At 35.7% G+C, this 18,788-nt stretch carries 15 protein-coding genes and 1 other annotated feature; of the genes, 14 read left to right on the top strand and 1 reads right to left on the bottom strand.

Annotated features, from left to right (window positions below; translation table 11 throughout):
* Nucleotides 1-3: 3 nt before the first annotated feature.
* The 8 genes from APRE_RS08180 to brnQ all read left to right on the top strand — a co-directional run bounded on the left by APRE_RS08180 (nt 4) and on the right by brnQ (nt 10,715).
* Nucleotides 4-1,029 carry a Gfo/Idh/MocA family protein gene (locus APRE_RS08180; RefSeq protein ID WP_015778513.1) on the top strand — a complete coding sequence of 342 codons (1,026 nt, stop codon included), beginning with the start codon at nt 4-6 and terminating at the stop codon, nt 1,027-1,029.
* Nucleotides 1,022-1,876, top strand: a complete 855-nt coding sequence (locus APRE_RS08175) for a sugar phosphate isomerase/epimerase family protein (RefSeq protein WP_015778512.1) — start codon at nt 1,022-1,024, stop codon at nt 1,874-1,876. The genes APRE_RS08180 and APRE_RS08175 overlap by 8 nt, the downstream gene beginning before the upstream one ends.
* Nucleotides 1,876-2,955 carry a Gfo/Idh/MocA family protein gene (locus APRE_RS08170; RefSeq protein WP_015778511.1) on the top strand — a complete coding sequence of 360 codons (1,080 nt, stop codon included), beginning with the start codon at nt 1,876-1,878 and terminating at the stop codon, nt 2,953-2,955. Before APRE_RS08175 ends, APRE_RS08170 begins: the two co-directional genes overlap by 1 nt.
* Before the next feature lie 42 nt (nt 2,956-2,997).
* Nucleotides 2,998-4,359, top strand: coding sequence for an MFS transporter (locus APRE_RS08165; protein WP_218916035.1), 1,362 nt, complete (start codon nt 2,998-3,000; stop codon nt 4,357-4,359).
* A 1-nt stretch (nt 4,360) separates the two neighbouring features.
* Nucleotides 4,361-5,755 (top strand): MFS transporter, encoded by a 1,395-nt coding sequence (locus APRE_RS08160; RefSeq protein ID WP_015778509.1) that lies wholly within the window; start codon nt 4,361-4,363, stop codon nt 5,753-5,755.
* Nucleotides 5,756-5,873: 118 nt separating this feature from the next.
* A complete protein-coding gene (locus tag APRE_RS08155) occupies nt 5,874-7,991 on the top strand; it encodes a glycoside hydrolase family 3 protein (RefSeq protein WP_015778508.1) in 2,118 nt (705 codons plus the stop codon).
* A gap of 30 nt (nt 7,992-8,021) precedes the next feature.
* Entirely contained in the window at nt 8,022-8,960 is a 939-nt protein-coding gene (locus APRE_RS08150) for a 2-keto-3-deoxygluconate permease (protein WP_015778507.1), read from the top strand.
* A 117-nt stretch (nt 8,961-9,077) separates the two neighbouring features.
* Nucleotides 9,078-9,306 (top strand) — a binding site (T-box leader).
* A 65-nt stretch (nt 9,307-9,371) separates the two neighbouring features.
* On the top strand, nt 9,372-10,715 hold the full coding sequence (gene brnQ / locus APRE_RS08145) for a branched-chain amino acid transport system II carrier protein (protein WP_015778506.1): 1,344 nt from the start codon (nt 9,372-9,374) through the stop codon (nt 10,713-10,715).
* A gap of 49 nt (nt 10,716-10,764) precedes the next feature.
* On the opposite strand, the gene APRE_RS08140 is transcribed toward brnQ, so the two are convergent.
* Nucleotides 10,765-11,985, bottom strand: coding sequence for a diphosphate--fructose-6-phosphate 1-phosphotransferase (locus APRE_RS08140; protein WP_015778505.1), 1,221 nt, complete (start codon nt 11,983-11,985; stop codon nt 10,765-10,767).
* Nucleotides 11,986-12,269: 284 nt separating this feature from the next.
* Here APRE_RS08140 and APRE_RS08135 point away from each other — a divergent pair, with 284 nt between their 5' ends.
* The 6 genes from APRE_RS08135 to APRE_RS09425 all read left to right on the top strand — a co-directional run bounded on the left by APRE_RS08135 (nt 12,270) and on the right by APRE_RS09425 (nt 18,598).
* The gene (locus tag APRE_RS08135; protein ID WP_015778504.1) at nt 12,270-14,147 is read left to right on the top strand and encodes a BglG family transcription antiterminator; all 1,878 of its coding nucleotides are present in this window, start codon (nt 12,270-12,272) and stop codon (nt 14,145-14,147) included.
* A gap of 4 nt (nt 14,148-14,151) precedes the next feature.
* A complete protein-coding gene (locus tag APRE_RS08130; protein WP_015778503.1) occupies nt 14,152-14,484 on the top strand; it encodes a PTS lactose/cellobiose transporter subunit IIA in 333 nt (110 codons plus the stop codon).
* Entirely contained in the window at nt 14,481-14,798 is a 318-nt protein-coding gene (locus APRE_RS08125) for a PTS cellobiose transporter subunit IIB (protein ID WP_015778502.1), read from the top strand. Before APRE_RS08130 ends, APRE_RS08125 begins: the two co-directional genes overlap by 4 nt.
* An 8-nt stretch (nt 14,799-14,806) precedes the next feature.
* Nucleotides 14,807-16,162: a glycoside hydrolase family 1 protein gene (locus APRE_RS08120; RefSeq protein ID WP_015778501.1), complete on the top strand. Its 1,356-nt coding sequence runs from the start codon at nt 14,807-14,809 to the stop codon at nt 16,160-16,162.
* Entirely contained in the window at nt 16,155-17,468 is a 1,314-nt protein-coding gene (locus tag APRE_RS08115) for a PTS sugar transporter subunit IIC (protein WP_015778500.1), read from the top strand. Before APRE_RS08120 ends, APRE_RS08115 begins: the two co-directional genes overlap by 8 nt.
* A 227-nt stretch (nt 17,469-17,695) precedes the next feature.
* Entirely contained in the window at nt 17,696-18,598 is a 903-nt protein-coding gene (locus tag APRE_RS09425; protein WP_015778499.1) for an alpha/beta hydrolase, read from the top strand.
* The last annotated feature ends 190 nt before the right edge of the window (nt 18,599-18,788 follow it).

The following is an 18,788-nucleotide window of genomic DNA, read 5'->3' as shown; positions in this document are numbered from 1 at the left end:
TTTATGCTAAAAGTTGGAGTTATTGGACTTGGAACAGTTTCACCTATCCACTTGCTTTCAATAAACAATTCTCCCTATGCAAAGCTTGTAGCAGTATGCGATATAAACAGTAATAGGGCTAAGGAGAAATGCGAACAAACTCATTGTGAAATTATTCCTTCATATACTGACTATAAGGAAATGATAGAAAAGGAAGATTTGGATGTAGTTCACATCACTCTTCCTCACTATCTTCACGCAGAAGTTTCAAAATATGCCTTATCCAAGGGACTCAATGTATTTTGTGAAAAACCTGTGGATATAAGCTACGAAAAAACCAAGGACTTATATGATTTCTACCAAGCTTATAAGGGAAAACAAAAACTTGGGATCTGTTTTCAAAATAGATACAACAAGTCAGTAGTAAGACTTAAGGAAATATTAGAAGAAAATAAGGAAGAAGTATTTGCTGTAAAGGGACTTGTAACTTGGTATAGGAATATGGATTATTACAAACAAGCTCCATGGAGGGGAACTCTCAAAGAAGCAGGAGCTGGAGTAATAATAAATCAAGCCATCCACACCCTAGACTTAATGGCCTATGTCACAGGCAAAGATTGGAAGAGCCTTACAGCTACCATGTCTAAGTTAATGAATAAGGAAGTTGAGGTAGAAGATACTGCCAACGCCTTTATCAAATATGAAGATGGAGTAAATGGACTTTTCATAGCGACTAATGCCTATTCGATTACAGATTCAATAGAATTACAAGTTATAAGTAAAAATGAAAAATACACTATCAAAGAAAATAGGCTCTTTAATAGAAATCTAGAATGTTTGGCAGAAGATGAGAAAAGCGATGCCACCAAGGATTATTATGGGGCAGGACATGAGACCTTAATTAATAAATTCTATAAAGCTATAATAGACGGTACAGATGACTATTGTGACCTAGCAGATGCTATGGAAACAATGGAGATTATTCAAGCCATAATAGATTCATCAAATGAAAACAAAGAAGTTAAAAAAGAGGAGATTATCAATGACTAAAATAGGAGTACAGGCTTCAACAGTAGTAGATTCTTTCAAGGAAGTCGGACCTTACGAAACATTTAAGAAACTTTCAGAAATAGGATATAAATCTGTAGAAGTGTCTCAAGTAGAGACTAGTAAGGAAAACATCGACCAAATCATAAAAGCATGCAAAGATTTCGATATGGAAGTTGCCGCAATGTCAGCAGCCCTTGAACCAATGTTTCCTGGTCAAGAAAGTCTTGAAACAGATTATGACAAGATAGTAGCAGATTGTAAGGCGGTAGATACAGACCTACTTAGAATCGGTATGCTCCCATTTGACAAAATGGCGAATCTCGATAAGGCTATTGAATTTGCTAAAAAAGCTAATGAATATGCTTTAAAACTTAAGGAAGATGGAATCAAACTCTATTATCATAACCACCATATCGAATTTGTAAAATACGATGGAAAATACCTCCTTGACATAATAAGTGAGAATGCTCCAGAACTTGGCTTTGAGCTAGATGTTCACTGGGTACAAAAGGGTGGAGAAAATCCAGTAAATATCCTTAAAAAATACTCAGGAAAGGTAGAACTTGTTCACTTAAAGGATTACGAAGTTATGCCTTTGACAATGGATGATCTAAAACTTATGCAAGAAGACCAAGCTGCCTTTAGAACTGCCTTCGACAATAGGGCAAGGTTTGCCCCACTAGGCCAAGGCTCATTACCACTTAAGGAATGTGCAGACCAAGCCATAGAGTCTGGTTGTAGATACTTACTGGTAGAACAAGACTTTTCCTACGGCAGAGATCCTTTCGAAGAGCTAAAAATATCTTACGATTGGCTTATAGATAATGGATATGGAGATTTATTCTAATGGCTATTAACAAAAAGGATGGAATGAACTATGCACCTAAGGGCTCTGCTAATAAAGTAGTTGATCCTGGCGAATTTAAGGTCGGAGTAGGAGCCCTAGATCATGGCCATATTTATGGCATGTGCAACGGACTTAAGGAAGCTGGTGCAGAGATAGTTTATGTCTATGATAAAGACCCTAAAAAAATCGAAGAATTTCAAGAGAAATTTCCAGAAGCCAAAGCTGTAAATTCAGTAGATGAAATCTTAAATGATCCTGAGATAAAGATGCTTGCGGCAGCAGCAATCCCAAATCTAAGATCAGCCTTAGGTAACAAGGCTATGAAAGCCGGAAAGGATTATTTTACCGACAAAACTGGCTTTACTAGCCTAGATCAGCTAGAAGAAACGAAAAAAGTTGTAGAAGAGACTGGAAGAAGATATTTTGTTTACTTTTCAGAAAGACTTCATGTTGAAGGAGCAATATTTGCTGGAAAGCTTATTGAAGAAGGAAGAATCGGAAGAGTCATCCAAGTAACAGGCTTTGGACCTCATAGTCTCAACAAGGAAAGTAGACCAGACTGGTTTTTCAAAAAAGATCAATATGGCGGAATTTTGACAGATATAGGAAGCCATCAAATAGAACAATTCCTATATTACACTGGAAATAAAGATGCAAAAGTTCTTCACAGCAAGGTCGCAAACTACGACAACCCTGATACACCAGAGCTAGAAGATTATGGTGATGCTACCCTTGTTGGAGAAAATGGAGCAACATTCTTCTACAAGGTGCATTGGTTCTCACCAAAGGGTCTTTCAACATGGGGTGATGGTAGAACATTTATAACAGGGACTAAGGGTTCAATCGAAGTAAGAAAATATACCAATGTTGCAACGAATGCTACAGGAGATCATGTATTTTTGGTAGATGAAAACGGAGAAGAGCATTTTGAAGTAAATGGCAAAGTAGGATTTCCATTTTTCGGAGAGATGATACTCGATTGTATCAATGGCACAGAAAATGCAATGACACAAGAGCATATATTCAAGGCACAAGAGCTATGCTTAAAATGCCAAGAAGAAGCTATAGTAATAGATTAAATTAGAGAGAGAAAAATGCAAAAAAATGTAAAGCCTTTTGGCATGAAAGATAAATTAGGCTACATGTTTGGTGATTTGGGCAATGGCTTCTCCTTTGCCCTATCATCAGTATTCTTTATGAAATTCTACACTGACGTTATGGGAGTTAGCCCAGCCAGTGTAGGTCTCATGATGCTATTAGCAAAAATAATAGATGCCTTTACCGATGTTGGTATGGGCCAAATAGTCGATAGAACACCACCAACTAAGGATGGAAAGTTCCTTCCTTGGATTAGAAGAATAGCAGGACCGGTTGCCCTTGCAAGTTTTCTCCTATATCCTACATATTTCAAAGATATGTCTATGGCCTTTAAGATGGTATGGATGTACGGAACATACATACTTTGGGGATCTATTGCATACACTGCCATAAATATTCCTTATGGATCAATGGCATCAGCAGTTTCAGAAAACCCTGACCATAGAACCCACCTTTCTACATGGAGAACAATAGGTAGCCAAGCTGGAAACTTCATTATAGCTGTAATTGGACCTATGTTTGTTTACTATACTGATCAAAATGGACATGAACTCCTATCAGGTAATAAGATGACGATATTTGCTCTTGTTTGTTCAATACTTGCAATTATAACCTACATGCTCTGTTTTAAGCTAACGACTGAAAGAGTAAAGATTCCAAGAAGTGAGGAGAAATTTTCTTTCTTAGAGACTTTCAAAGTAATGTTTTCATCACGTGCTCTAATAGGATTGATACTTGCATCACTATTTTTCCTATTATCAGTAATGGCAGTAAGCGGGATGAACTCATACCTATATCCAAACTACTTCCAAAATGTCAAAGCGATGAGTTTTGTAGGAACAAGTCAGATGGTAATCACTTTGCTCATGGCAACAGTTGTACCAAAACTTTCGGCCAAATTTGGTAAAAAAGAAGTAACTGTATTTGGCTTAAGCTTATCAGCTATAAGTTATTTGCTAGCTTACTTCTTGCAAACATCAAATGTTAAGACTTTTATATTCTTTGTGATACTTTTCCAAATAGGAACTGCCTTCCAAGGAATAACAAGTTGGGCTATGATAATAGATGTTATAGATGACCTTGAAGTAAATAAGGGCAGAAGAGATGATGGAGCAATCTATGGGGCCTTCTCATTTTCGAGAAAGCTAGGCCAAGCAGCAGCATCTGGTCTTACAGGATTCTTGCTTACAGCTATAAATTATAGCGTAGAAAGTAAGTTTGACCCACAAGTAACAGCAGGAATATATAATATTTCAACTTTACTTCCAGCAGTTACTCTTATTTTAGCTACTCTAGCATACCTAGTGATCTATCCATTAAATAGACAGAAGGTATATGATAATGCTAAATATTTACACGAAAAAAGATTAAAATCAGGAGAATAATATGCAGAAAAATGTAAAGCCTTTTGGCTTAAAAGATAAGATTGGTTATGCAGCAGGAGATGTTGCAAACAACTTCACCTTTACCCTTGTTAGTAGTTTTCTGATGATATTTTATACTAACGTATGGGGGATAGATCCAAAACTTGTTGGAGGATTATTCTTTCTTTCGAGAATAATTGATGCCTTTACTGATGTAGGAATGGGAACTATCGTAGATAAGTTTACAGGAAATAAGGACGGAAAGTTTAGACCATTTATCAAATGGGGAGCGATACCAGTAGCTATAGCAGGATTCTTGCTCTTCCAATCAGGACTTAAAGATTTACCAATGGGAACAAAAATAGTGATAATGTATGCAACCTACATCCTTTGGGGATCACTTTGCTACACCTTCATTAACATCCCATATGGATCAATGGCTTCAGCAATAACATCTGATGCAGATCAAAGAACAGAGCTTTCAACATTTAGAACTCTAGGAGCAACAGTAGCAGGTCTTATAATTGGATTTGTTACTCCATATCTAATTTATCAGAAAGTTCCTGGTCAAGCTGATATCCTATTAGAAAATAGATTTCCGCTTGTAGCTGGAATCTACGGAATACTAGCTATTATTTCTTACTTTATTTGTTACTCCTTCTGTACTGAAAGAGTTGACATAGAAAGAGAATCAGCTGGTCCAAAAGAAAACGCCCTTAAGGGAATCGGAAATGTAATTAGTAAAAGATCTCTACTATCAATCATAGTAGTATCTATATGCCTCCTTCTTGGAATGCTTTTAGTTGGTTCAATGAATATATATGTATATTCTACCTACTTCCAAGATACAACTGGAATGGCTCTAGCTGGTCTTTGTGGTACAGTTCCAATGCTATTTACAGCTCCAATGGCTATGAAACTTGGACAAAATATTGGTAAGAAAGAAGCATCATCTATTGGACTTATAGGTGCAGGTGTAACTTACTTTATACTTTTCATCTTGAAACTTGAAAATATGTACCTATTCCTAGCTGGAACTGTTATAGCTTATATATTCCTAGGAATATTTAACACCCTAACTTGGGCCATGATTACAGACGTAATCGATGACTTGGAAATCAAAAATGGAGTAAGAGATGACGGAAAAGTTTATGCTATTTACTCATTTGCAAGAAAGTTAGGCCAAGCCTTTGCTGGAGGACTTGGTGGATTTGCAGTAGCTTCAGTAGGATATGTTGCAGGAGCTGCGAGTCAAACAGCAGAGGTTGCTCAGGGAATATATAATGTAGCGACGCTAATACCAGCTATAGCCCTAGGACTTGGTGGCTTAGTAGTCTTTTTAATATATCCACTCAATAGAAAAACTGTAGAGAAAAATAATAAGACTCTTGCAGAAAAAAGAGCTCAATTAAAATAATAAAAAAGTCTTAACTATCAAAAGATAAGAGCTATAAATTTAAAGAAAAGCCTCCAAGAAATTGGAGGTTATTTTTCCAATACCTTAGGGTAAATTTATAAGGAAATAGGAGGAAGATATGACAGAGCAATTAAAACTAGAAGTAAGAAATAAAAAACTAATCGAAAATGAAGGATTTAAGTTTAAGGACTTAAATGGAAATGGGATATTAGATCCATACGAAGACTGGCGTCTTCCATCAAGCGTTCGTGCCAAGGATCTTGCTTATAGGATGACTATAGAAGAGCTTTGTGGCAATATGATGATTAAGTCTCAAAGAATGGGTCTTGCCCAAGAAGATAAGGAAAAGACAAGCCACGATGGTCTTCTTGATGAGGAAGTTTACGAGGATAAAAATATCTTTATAGGTCAGATTAACCACGGTTCAACAGGACACATAATTGACAAAAACTTACGCCACTTTATCTTAAGGGATAACTTCTCAGAAGAAGAAATAGCAAAGTGGACTAATGCTATGAACGAAGTAGCTGAAAGCTCAAGATTAGGTATCCCTGTTATTATTGCCTCAAACTCAAGGAATGAAAATGCTGAAAGAACCTTTGGTATGAACGATGCTGTAGGAGTATTTACTACCTATCCATCAACCCTAGGACTTGCTGCAGCTTATCTTGGAGATAAGTCTAGAAATTACCATCCTGACGGAGATTATGAATACTCAATCTTTAAAGAGTTTGGAGAAATAGCAAGAGACGAATGGAAGTATTCTGGTCTTAGAAAAGGCTATATGTACATGCTTGATACGGCTACAGATCCTAGATGGCAAAGATTCTATGGAACCTTGGGTGAAGATACAGAACTTATTACAAAGGCAGGAGAAGATTTAATCGAAGCCTTCCAATCAGATAATCTAAACAGTGAATCAGTTGCCCTTACCATGAAACACTTCCCAGGCGGCGGAGCTAGGGAAAATGGCTTTGATCCACACTACAAGGAAGGAAAATTCAATGTTTATAGAACTCCTGGTTCACTAGAAAAATACCACCTACCACCATTTAAGGCAGCTGCTGAGAAAAAAGTATCATCAATCATGCCTTACTACTCAATCCCTGCCCACGACAAGTCAGCAGTCCAAAACTATAAGGGAAGCAAGATTCCTTTTGAACCAGTTGGATTTGCCTTTAACCAATACTTTATCCAAGATATCCTAAGAGATGATATGGGCTTTAAGGGCTACATCAACTCAGACTCAGGAATACTAGATAACATGGCATGGGGGATGATGCATTTAGAAAAACAAGACCGTGCAGCTTGTGCTGTAAATAATGGGGTTGACCTAATATCTGATACCAATGAAGTAGAATGGATAATAAAAGCCTATGAAGAAGGTAAAATTAGTCGTGAAAGATTAATCGAAGCAAATATTAGACTCCTTACAGAAATGTTTGACCTAGGCCTATTCGATGACAAAACTTATGTTGACCCACAAAAGGCAAAAGACTTTGTAGCAGATGAAGATAATAAGAAAAAAGCCTACTCTGCTCACCAAAGATCTGTAGTACTGCTCAAAAACAAAGACAATACCCTACCTATGAAGGATAAGGCTAAAGTTCATGTAGATTTCCTCCACAAGGAAGCTGATAAGGCAGAAACATTTAGGAAAGAAGCTATCGAAGATCTAAAAGAAAGAGAAGATATAGAAATTGTAGAAGATGCGAAAGAAGCAGAATATATTTTTGTACAAATCACACCAAAATCAGGTAACTATTTTTCTGCAACTCCAGGCCTTCTAGAACTTGATCTTTGTGAAAACAAAACAAATAAGGCGATAGATGGTACACAATATTCAGAAACGACTGTAGCAAATATTGATAAACTAGAAGAATTTAGAAAAATTGCCGATGAGAATGGGGCTAAAGTTATAATTTCAGTAAACTCTACCATGCCTTGGCTATTAGAAAAGGCAGAGAAAAACTCAGATGCCCTCTTGGCTCATTTTGAAACCTTCACATCCGCTCAAATGGATGTCCTTAGTGGAAAATTTGCCCCAACAGGCAAACTACCATTCACCTTCCCTAAAGGCGAAGAAGTAATAGCTGTAGATGAGGATGGAATTTGTATAAGTCCTAACGACGTACCAGGTTACGATAAGGATAAATACATGCCAGAAGGAATGACCTACGCCTATCTAGATGAATGCGGCAATGAATATAAACTTGGATTTGGATTAGACTACTAACGACTATAAACTAGCAAGAAAGGAGCCAACATGCTTAAGAACTTTATAAAGAAAATACCAGCGGGCAATATGATGGTTCCTTTGATATTTGCTGCTTTAATAAGTACTTTTTATCCGAGTATCTTGCACTTTGGTGTTTTTACGGAGGCGCTCTTTACAAGCCGTGGGATGAAAACTTTGATGGGAATCAATTTGCTTGCGGCAGGTTCCCAGATTAGGCTATCGTCTGTGGGGGAGATTTTTAGGAGATTTTCTGTTATGGCTCTAGCTCGAATAGGAGCGGGTTTAATAATAATTTTTCTAGTTTCTTCTATTTTTGGCAGGGAGGGAATATTTGGTATTTCTATCCTTGCCCTGGTTTGTGCTAGTCTTAATCACAACAACTCTGTCTTTATTACTTTGAACATCGACTACGGGGATGAGTTGGATCAGGCCTTAGCTGGATTTACTAGCCTTATCACAGGACCCATGCTTTCTATGCTGGTCCTTGGCATGTCTGGTATTGCAAATATTCCTATAAGAGCTATGATAGATGCTCTTCTTCCTGTATTTATTGGTATGGTTCTTGGTAATATCGATAGGAATATTTCAAGCTCTCTTAAGCTTGCTCAGAAGGCCATTATTCCCTTTTTAGGGTTTTCTATGGGTTCTGCTATTAATCTGACAGATATTTATAGGGCAGGATTTTCTGGAATAATTCTTGCTTTTATAGTGATTTTTGTAATAGGTTCTCTTACTGTTCTGGCAGATATTTATATTAACAATAGACCAGGCCACGCTGCTTGGGCCCTTTCTTCTACTGGGGCCAATGCTGTTGCTGTGCCACAAATCGTAGCAGAGATTGACCCTTCTTATCTTCCTCTTGTAGGAGTGGCTACAGCCCAGGTGGCATCATCTGTAGTTATTACTATAATACTTACACCCCTTATCACTTCTTGGTGGGCTAGGGGAAGAGTAAATAATAATTAATAGGTATAGCTTTAAGCGAGTATTCATATGTATTTTATAAATTATTTTTAATTTTTATTAGAAAATATTTGACAAATTAAAGAGATGATCTTATAATATAGTCAACAGTAATTATTTAGAAAAATTATGAAAAAAAGAGTAGGCTTATGAAAGAGCACAGAGAGTTGGAGTTAGGTGAGATCCAACCTTGGAAGTAAGTTCGAAAATCATTTTTCTTTTGCACGTCTGAAGAAAGTAAGATGTGTCGCCATGGTTGGCGTTATCAAAACCCGGCATTGTTTGATGCTTGAGCGCTTATATTTCTATATAAGAATAAAGGTGGTAACGCGGAATTTTCGTCCTTTGTCTAATGTTTAGGCAAGGGACTTTTTTAATGGATAAGTATTGTTAATATAATTTATGGAGGAAATAATGAAAAAATTATCAAGAAGTCAATTTTTACAAGTGAGCATAATGCTTTTCGGTCTGTTCTTTGGAGCAGGAAACTTAATCTTCCCACCTTTATTGGGTAATATGGCAGGAAAAGCAACATTTATTTCTCTATTAGCCTTTAGCGTTACTGCTGTAGTATTTCCTGTATTAGGAGCCATAGTAGTAGGAAAAACTAATGGTCTATCTAACTTGGCTAATAGGGTAGGTCCAGTATTCGCCCTAGTTTTCACGACAGCTATATATCTATCAATAGGACCAGGACTCGGTATACCAAGGGCAGGATCAGTTCCTTTCGAGATGGCCATAGCTCCATACATACCAAAATCTTTTAATATGAATCTAATAAGATTAGTTTATACTTTCGTCTTCTTTGCTATAGCCTTAGTAATATGTCTAAGACCAAATAAGCTTGTCGAAAGAGTAGGTAAGTTTTTAACTCCAGCCCTCCTATTATTGATAACATTTATGTTCTTCAAGATAGTGACAATGGATAAAAGCCTTGCAGCTCCAACAGGAGAATATCTAACAGCTCCACTTACAAAAGGATTCTTGGCAGGTTATGATACAATGGATGCCGTAGCAGCCCTTAACTTCGGTTTTGTAATAGCCCAAGCTATAAGAAGATTTGGTATAGATGATGAGAAAGAAGTTACGAGATATGAGGTAAAGGCAGGACTTGTTGCAGGTAGTGTATTGTTTTTGGTTTACTCTATGCTAGCAAGTATAGGTATGATAGGTAGTGCTAAGTTTGTAGGTCTTGAAAATGGTGCTCAAGTTCTTACAGAATCTATAAAACTTGCCCTTGGAGATTTCGGTCTAGTTCTACTAGCCTTCATATTCACCCTAGCTTGTCTTACAACTTGTGTTGGCCTAATAAGCTCTGGTGGAGAATATTTCGAGAAGCTATTTAACGATAGACTATCCTACAAGGCTTGGGTATGTATATGGACCCTATTCTCATTCATAATGGCAAACTTCGGCCTAAACAAACTCCTTGAGTTCTCTGTACCATTATTACAAATAATATATCCAGTTGCCCTAGTTCTCATAGTTATGGGAATAAGCCAAAGCTTCCTAAACTTTACTAGAGAATCCTACCTTGCAGCAGCTGCTGTATCAGTTGGACTTCCTTTAGTAGAAGTAATGGATAAAACCTTCCACCTAAGCCTTGGACCTGTAACAAGCCTAGTACAAGGCCTACCAATGTATGACACAGGCCTATCTTGGCTCCTACCAACTGTAATAGTAGTTGCATTGACAAGCCTTTTTGTTAAAGTATTTGTTAAAGAAGTAGAAGTAAAAAAAGTTAGACAAAAATATTAAAGGAAAAGAGTGCGAATCTTAACCGATAAGCACTCTTGTTTTTTTGAAATTATTTAGTAAAATCAGAAAGCTCAACAAAAACAGGCATGCCATTTTCGTATCTTTGCTCTACTTCTCCTTGGATAAGAGGGAGGGCGTAGGCTGTGATTTTTTCTCTTAGGATTTTTCTATCCTTAAGCCAGGATTCTGGTATTTTCATTTCCTTGTTGGCTATTAGGTCTGGTTCTACTTCTGTGTAGAAAACTTCGTAGGATTTTCCTTCTTTTCTCCTAAGAACTGGAATTAGATTTGTCTTATCAAGACCGAGCTTTAGGGCCAAGTAACCTAGCTTAAAGGCTTCGTCTGCATCTGTTTTTGAGATGTGGTTGGATGTTCTTTGGACTATATTTAGCTCCACAGCCCTTGATTTAACACCGAGTTTATCTCTCAGATAATCTGCAAGTCTTTGGGCAACACCGCTTACTATAGGGTGGTTGAATCCATCATCACTATTGGAAAACATAGGCTTATCAAGGTAGGAATCTGTATCACGGAAGCCTTCTGCCATGGCTATGATGAGGTTTTTCTCTGTCTTTAGCTTTTCCTTGACCTCTTCTTCAATTTCCTTTAGGGACTTGCTCTCTTCTGGGACGTAGACTAGATTGACAAGCTCTTTGTGATAGCCGAAGTCTGCCAGGAGGGATGAAGCAGCAAGCCAGCCTGCGTGGCGGCCCATGATTTCTACTATTGTAACAGATTCGAGGTCGTAGATATCGACATCTGCCCTGATAGTCCTTAGGCTTTGGCATATGTATTTAGCAGCAGATCCAAAACCTGGGGAATGATCCATACCATTGAGGTCGTTGTCTATGGTCTTTGGACATCCTATAACATTGATTCCTTCAATATTATTAGATAAAATATAGGCGTTTAGCTTCTTTACCGTATCCATTGAGTCGTTTCCGCCTATGTAGACAAAAACATTGATTTCTTTTTCTAACAAAAATTCGAAAATCTTCTTGTAGATATCATCATTAAGGTCTTCTGGAAGCTTGAACCTGCAAGATCCTAGGATTGAAGAAGGACGAGCCATAAGCTTTTCCTTAACCCCTCCTCTAACAAATTTTTTCTTATCGACTTCTAGAATATCTTTGTTAATAATTCCCTCGATTCCGTGAAGACTTAGGTAAATATTGTCGAAATTATTATCAAGAGCTCCCTGGATGACTCCAGCAAGAGATGAGTTGATAACACTGGTAGGCCCACCTGACTGGGCTATGATACAATTCATAAATTACTCCTTTTACTTAAATTCACTACTAGTATACAGAATTTTCGTATAATTTAAAAGCTTTGTTAGAAAATAAACTTTCCTATATAGTGAGTTTCCTGCCTTCCTTCTTTGAAAGAGTAGTAAAACTTAGATATAAGTTTAATTTAGAAAAAGCTAAGCACTTATAATATAGTTGATAAGTAACTATTAAACTCCTAACAAGAGAAAAGACAAAGGCAAGGAAAATGTTTGTGTGGAGGTTTAAGCTGAAATTTTCTATAATAATGATGAAGGGTGATTAAATGATTGAAACAAGAACTAAAGAAATCTTCGATTATCTCACAAGTGACTATGGCTTTCATAGTTCGGAGGAGATAGGAGAAGAATTGGAGTTAAGCTCCAAAACTGTTCAAAAAGAAATCGGAATACTAAACTCATTTATAAAAGATAAGGGGGCGATAGTAGAATCAGAGTCTGGAAAAGGATATCAATTTAGAATCTTAGATGAAGATAAATTTAAGAATTTCTTAAAACATGATTGGTTCAAATATGCTTATTTTCATCAAGAGAATCCCAACAAGGATTTTAGGATAGAAAGCATAATGAAGCTCTTTCTTTTTTCGAATTCCTTTATCAAACAGCAAGAGCTAGCCGATATGTTTTATGTATCCCTATCTCAGATTAACAAGGATATCAAAAAGGTAAGGAAGCTCCTTAAAGCTTATAATATCGAGCTGATAAGCAAGCCATACTATGGGATGAAGATTAAGGGAAGGGAAAAAGATATAAGACTTGCCATAAGAAATGAAATTGGAGAAGACCCTGCTATCTTTGCTAGGGACAGCGACGAGGAACTTTTTACAAGAATCCAAGCTATAATCGCAGATATAGATTTCCCTGAATCTTTCTATATGCCTTATGCCAACTTCAAAAATTTGGTCGTTCATATCTATATATCAATCCTTCGTATCAAGGAAGGAAAATATATAGACTTATCTGATGAACTCTCCAAGAGAGTTATATCCTATGATGAATTTAATATAGCAAATAAAGTGGTCAAAGAATTAAGCAAGAAACTAGACCTGACATTTCCTGAAGACGAAATACTCTATCTAACCATGCATCTAATAAGCAAGAATGCTGTTACAAATTACGAGAAGGTCTCTCCGGAAATATCAGAGCTTGCTCAGAAAATGATTGATGAAATCTATAAGGTTAGTAAATACGACTTTAGATCAAATATCGACCTATTTTTTGCCTTAGCCCTCCACCTAGGACCTCTAATAGAAAGACTTAGATATGGGTTAACCATGAAAAATCCTATACTAAATGATATCAAAGACAATCAAATAGCCTTTATGCTTGCGACCGTCGCTACAAATCCAATAAACGAGACCTATAAGACAAGAGTCTGTGATGATGAAATAGGTTATATAGCACTTCACATAGCAAGCGCTATGGAAAATAACACCTATCTTAAAAGAACTATCCTAGTAGTATGCGGTTCAGGCAACTCATCAGCTCAAATAATGAAGACTCAAATAGAAAGAAAATATAAAGAGCAAATAGATAGCTTGACTCTTACAGACTTAAGCAAGGTTGACCTATATAATCTGGATAAGTTCGACTTTATAGTATCTTCAGTTCCAATCAAGCAAAAGACTGACACGCCAATTGTCTATGTGGATGTCATATTTAAGCAGAAGGATTTTATGAAAATCAACGATATCTTTAATGTAGATAATTTCACAGAAATTAATAGGATTTTCGATAATTCTATACTAAGAAGAGATATAGACATAAAGGACATGGATGCTGCCTTGGACATCTTATCTGACATTGTATCAGCTAAGACTGGAATTGATAAAGGGAATATAAAAGAGCAGTATCTCAAAAGAGAAGAGATGGCCTTTACCTCATATGGAAATGTAGCTCTACCTCATATACTTGACCAAGTTAAAGGTGAAAGCTTCTCCATAGTTTTAATTCCAAAAAATAAGGTCAAATGGAATGATGATCGTGTCAAAGTAATCTATTCTCTAATAATTGGAAATATAAGAGGAGATTTGAGCTTATATTATGACAAGCTAGGTGATTACCTCAATAGTGAAGATCTAATAGAAAAATCATCAGAAGCTAAGAATATAGGAGAATTTAAGAAAATATTTTGGGAAGGATAAGTAAATGGATAATGAAAAAATGTATGAAGTAGCCTTTCAAATAATAGTTCACGCAGGAGAATCCAGATCGCTATCAAGTGAAGCCATGGATGCTTGTGAAAACTATGATTTTGAAAAGGCTGAAGAATTGTTGAAGAAGGCAAATGAAGAATTTCTAGAATGCCATCAAATACAAACAGACCTTTTGACAGCAGAAGCAAACGGTGAGAAGAATGAAATAAATATAATATTCATCCACTCACAAGATCACCTAACAATGGCTACAATGGCTATGGAAAATGCTAGAAGAATGATAAAGATGTATAAAAAATTAGAAAAATTGGAGGAAAAGAAATGAAAAAAGTTATGTTGTTATGTAATGCAGGAATGAGCTCTTCTATGATGGCTAAAAAGGCTAGTGAATATCTAGAAAAAAATGGATATGATATTCATGTTGATTCTACAACAACAGCTGATGCTGAGGATGTATTTGCTAATCCTGAATATGACATGATTTTAGTAAGCCCACAAGTTAGAATGTTCTTTAATGAATATAGCCAAAAAGCAGCTCAGAAGGGAAAAGAAATCGCACAAGTAGGCTTTGACGCTTACTCTCCAACATCAACCGGTGTTTCAAAAATGGCTAAATTAATTACGGACAAATTGGCTTAGGTGATAAGATGAATAAGTTTTTGTGGGGCAATTCAACTTCTTCAATGCAAACTGAAGGAGCTTATAATGAAGGTGGCAAGGGACCATCTGTTTATGATATAAGAGAAGCTACAGACAATACAAGTGATTGGAAGGTAGCTATAGATGAATATCATAGATATGAAGAAGATATTAAACTTATGGCAGAAATGGGAATGAACTGCTATAGGTTTCAAGTATCTTGGTCTAGAATATTTCCAGAAGGTGAAGGAAAAGTAAATGAAGAAGGCTTAGAATTCTATGAAAAATTAATAGATAAATTAATAGAATATAATATTGAGCCAATGATTTGCCTATATCACTTTGATATGCCTCTAGCTTTATATGAGAAATATGATGGATTTTCTTCAAGGCATGTAAAGGATGAATTTGTAAAATATGGGAAAATTCTTGTTGATAGATTCTATGAAAAAGTAAAATATTGGATAACTTTCAATGAACATAATCTTTATGCCATGGATATGGGTTTTAAGATTGCTGGTAGTAAGAAAGAACATACATTAGAAAATATATATAATATACAACACTATACTCTTCTTGCTCATGCTGAAATTGCTAATTATATTCATGACAAATACGAAGATTTACAAATTGGAGGCATGCTTGCCTATAGCCCTTACTATCCAGCAAGTTCGAAGCCAGAAGATGTTCTTATTGCTAACCAATATGATAGATTTTTAAGTAAATTATATATTTCTGTATTCACAGGAAAAAACTATCCTAAGTTTTTCACTAATTATCTAGAAAAAAATAAGATAAATATTGACTTCACTTCTGAAGATGCACAAATATTCAATAGATTAAAGTCTGACTTTATGTCATTTAGTTATTATCAATCAACAACTGTGAAGGCTAATGGTAAAGATTTCAATACTTTAGAGATGAATCAGGTAATAGATAATGAATTTGTAGATAGAAGCGAGTGGAATTGGGAAATTGATCCAATAGGATTAAGAATATCAATGGAAAATATATATGCAGATTCTAATATTCCAGTTTTCATTATAGAAAATGGTTTGGGTGTTAGAGAAAAGTTACCTGAAGATGAGTTTATCGAAGATGATTATAGGATAAAATATCATGATGATCATATAAGAGAGATGAAAAATGCTATGAAAAACGGTGTTGAATGTATAGGGTATCTTGGCTGGGGACTCATTGACATACCTTCCTCATCAGGTGATATGGAAAAAAGATATGGTGCTGTGTACGTGAATAGAGACAATCACGACTTAAAGGACTTGAGAAGAATAAAGAAAAAAAGTTTTGGATATTTTCAAAACATATTTAATCAAAAAATATTAGAGGAGATAAAAAATGACTGAAACAAATAAAATAAGCTTCATGGACAAGTTTACTGAAGCTGCTATGAAATTTGGTGCTCAAGTACACCTTCGCTCACTTAGGGATGCCTTCGCAATAATGATGCCCCTATTTATATTAGCAGGTCTTGCGGTATTAATAAATTCTGTAATATTTCCTAAAATATTAAGTGAAAGTGCCATTCAAACAGCAGGACATTGGGCAACTTCTATAGCAAATGCTACCTTAAATGTTTCTGGATTAATCTTGTGTGGAATAATAGGTTATACTCTATCTAAAAATAAAGGTTACAAAAGTCCTTATACATGTGTAATGATAGCTATAGCAGCATTAATTGTAATGATGCCACAAACACTAAAAATAGCGGCTACTGATGGATCTGAAGTTGAAGTGGGAGGAATCTTAACCTATGGAAACCTTGGTACCTCTTCAATGTTTGCGGGTATTATTGTAGGTTTATTGTCTACTGAAATTTATTTGAGACTTTCTAAAATTGATAAGTTAAGGGTAAATATTGGTGGAGATGTACCACCACAAGTAAATGCATCCTTTAATAATATGATTCCTGCCATGCTATCAATTATTATATTCTCTATTGTAAGTTTTGTGCTATACTCAGTATTTAATACAGACTTAATAACTTTGATAACAACAATGATTCAAGAGCCTTTGAGGAAAGTAAACACTTCTCTTGTTGGTACAGTATTGATATACAGCTTTGGAAACTTATTGTTCACATTCGGTATTCACCAAACAGTAGTAAATGGAACAATCCTTGAACCATTGCTTCTTGTAAATATGAATGAGAATATGGCAGCTGCAGCAGCAGGCAAAGAGATTCCTCATATAATTAATTCTACATTCGTCCCAACATTTGGCATGCTAGGTGGTACTGGTTCAACAATATGCTTGTTAATTGCAGCATTCCTATTTTTCAGGAAAAATCAACAATACAGTGAATTAGGGAAATTAGCTGTAGCTCCAGGATTATTTAATATAAACGAACCTGTTATATTTGGTTTCCCTATAGTGTTCAACTTGCCAATGATAATACCTTTCGTATTGACTCCAGCTATAGGAATTATAATAGCTTATTTTGCAACAGCAATAGGTTTTATGAATAAATGTACAGTGCTTGTGCCTTGGACTACTCCTCCATTATTAAATGGATTTTTAGCAACTGGAGGAGACTTCAGAGCTATTATAGTTCAATTAGTGATAATTATTATAGGTGTACTATTATACTTGCCATTTATGAAGATAAGTGAAAGAGTAAGCAGAAAACAAGCAGAAGCTTTAAATAACTAGATAAAACTGCCTAATAGATCCGTTAGAGACATCTATTAGGCAGTTTTTATAAGTATGGAAAGAATGTTTTTAGAGAATATACTTTGTATGCTTAGAAACATCTTCGAACATGATAAATGACATTTAAGATTACAGCTCCACTATATTTGGTCAAGGAATTTCTCTAAGGTAAGATAAGGTTAAGTCTAATTAAATTGACTTAAGCTTATGAAAGGAGTGCTATCAATATGGTAGATGACCTATATCCAAATTATAGCTTAGAAGAGATTATCGAAGGGATGGAGACTAATGATAAGAAGCGTTTGGCCTTGCAGAATTATCCAACTGATGGGGTAATCGTTAGGGCGGATTTGTCTTATATTGATGATGGGGATGAGTTTCATAATTTCGATATTTATTACAATGAGGATCTTAAAGGAAAACCCATACCTACTCTTATAAATATCCACGGTGGTGGCCTAGTTTATGGGACTAAGGAGCTTGATAAGAACATGAATGTGGAGTTTGCGAGGAGAGGTTTTAATGTGCTAGGGCTTAATTATAGGCTTAATCCTAGTGTAAATCTAAGGGAGCAAATTTCTGATATAATATCAGCCCTTTCTTACATTTATAAAAACTACAAAGACCTAGGCTTGTCTATAGATAGGACTTTCATTAGTGCAGACTCAGCAGGTTGTTATCTGGCTATGGCTGCATTTGCTATTATTAATAGTAGGAAACTTCAGAGTTTGTTTGATCTAGAATGTCCTGATATTGAAATTAATGGTATGATTTTTATCTCTCCTATGACAAGGCTCGAGGAGGGTGGCTCACTTTCAATAATTAATGATATGGTAGTCAATGCCTTGGATAAGAAAGAAGAAAAAGCTTATGCCAAGAATATGATTTCGATTCTCGATAAGGTAGAAGTATGCCCGATTTTGATTCAAACAAGTAGTGAAGATTTTATTAGGGATCACTCCTATAAGCTTAGGGAATATTTGGATAAGAGGGGTGCTTTTTATGAATTTATTGACTTCGGCAAGGGAAAAGATTATGAGCTTGGCCATGTCTTTCCTGTATGCTATCCCAAATACCCTAAGTCTCAAATGGCTATCGAGCAAATGGTCTTATTCTTGAATAAAATATAGGCGTTTTAGGACGGATTTATATTTTTAAATCACAGAGATATTTTTTATTCAAGGCGGAAGAGAATAAATCTATCCACCACAACCACGCCTTTTGCCAATTGTCCTATATTGTAGTTTAATATTTGTGATAATATTGATCTAAGTTTCTATGGGATTACGATCTCTATGGTGGATGATAATTAAAGGAAGG

It is taken from the genome of Anaerococcus prevotii DSM 20548 (assembly GCF_000024105.1).
In the GTDB taxonomy this organism is placed as follows: Bacteria; Bacillota; Clostridia; order Tissierellales; family Peptoniphilaceae; genus Anaerococcus; species Anaerococcus prevotii.
The sequence above is the reverse complement of the archived record's forward strand: the minus strand, read 5'-3'. Positions and strand labels throughout refer to the sequence as shown.

What these genes read in the sequence shown, in the direction of transcription:
- APRE_RS08160 (WP_015778509.1), top strand. Translation starts at nt 4,361, where the DNA reads ATGCAGAAAAATGTAAAGCCTTTTGGCTTAAAAGATAAGATTGGTTAT.
- APRE_RS08150 (WP_015778507.1), top strand. Translation starts at nt 8,022, where the DNA reads ATGCTTAAGAACTTTATAAAGAAAATACCAGCGGGCAATATGATGGTT.
- APRE_RS08175 (WP_015778512.1), top strand. Translation starts at nt 1,022, where the DNA reads ATGACTAAAATAGGAGTACAGGCTTCAACAGTAGTAGATTCTTTCAAG.
- APRE_RS08180 (WP_015778513.1), top strand. Translation starts at nt 4, where the DNA reads ATGCTAAAAGTTGGAGTTATTGGACTTGGAACAGTTTCACCTATCCAC.
- APRE_RS08120 (WP_015778501.1), top strand. Translation starts at nt 14,807, where the DNA reads ATGAATAAGTTTTTGTGGGGCAATTCAACTTCTTCAATGCAAACTGAA.
- APRE_RS08135 (WP_015778504.1), top strand. Translation starts at nt 12,270, where the DNA reads ATGATTGAAACAAGAACTAAAGAAATCTTCGATTATCTCACAAGTGAC.
- APRE_RS08130 (WP_015778503.1), top strand. Translation starts at nt 14,152, where the DNA reads ATGGATAATGAAAAAATGTATGAAGTAGCCTTTCAAATAATAGTTCAC.
- APRE_RS08170 (WP_015778511.1), top strand. Translation starts at nt 1,876, where the DNA reads ATGGCTATTAACAAAAAGGATGGAATGAACTATGCACCTAAGGGCTCT.
- APRE_RS08140 (WP_015778505.1), bottom strand. Translation starts at nt 11,985, where the DNA reads ATGAATTGTATCATAGCCCAGTCAGGTGGGCCTACCAGTGTTATCAAC.
- APRE_RS08155 (WP_015778508.1), top strand. Translation starts at nt 5,874, where the DNA reads ATGACAGAGCAATTAAAACTAGAAGTAAGAAATAAAAAACTAATCGAA.
- APRE_RS08125 (WP_015778502.1), top strand. Translation starts at nt 14,481, where the DNA reads ATGAAAAAAGTTATGTTGTTATGTAATGCAGGAATGAGCTCTTCTATG.
- APRE_RS08115 (WP_015778500.1), top strand. Translation starts at nt 16,155, where the DNA reads ATGACTGAAACAAATAAAATAAGCTTCATGGACAAGTTTACTGAAGCT.
- brnQ (WP_015778506.1), top strand. Translation starts at nt 9,372, where the DNA reads ATGAAAAAATTATCAAGAAGTCAATTTTTACAAGTGAGCATAATGCTT.
- APRE_RS08165 (WP_218916035.1), top strand. Translation starts at nt 2,998, where the DNA reads ATGAAAGATAAATTAGGCTACATGTTTGGTGATTTGGGCAATGGCTTC.
- APRE_RS09425 (WP_015778499.1), top strand. Translation starts at nt 17,696, where the DNA reads ATGGTAGATGACCTATATCCAAATTATAGCTTAGAAGAGATTATCGAA.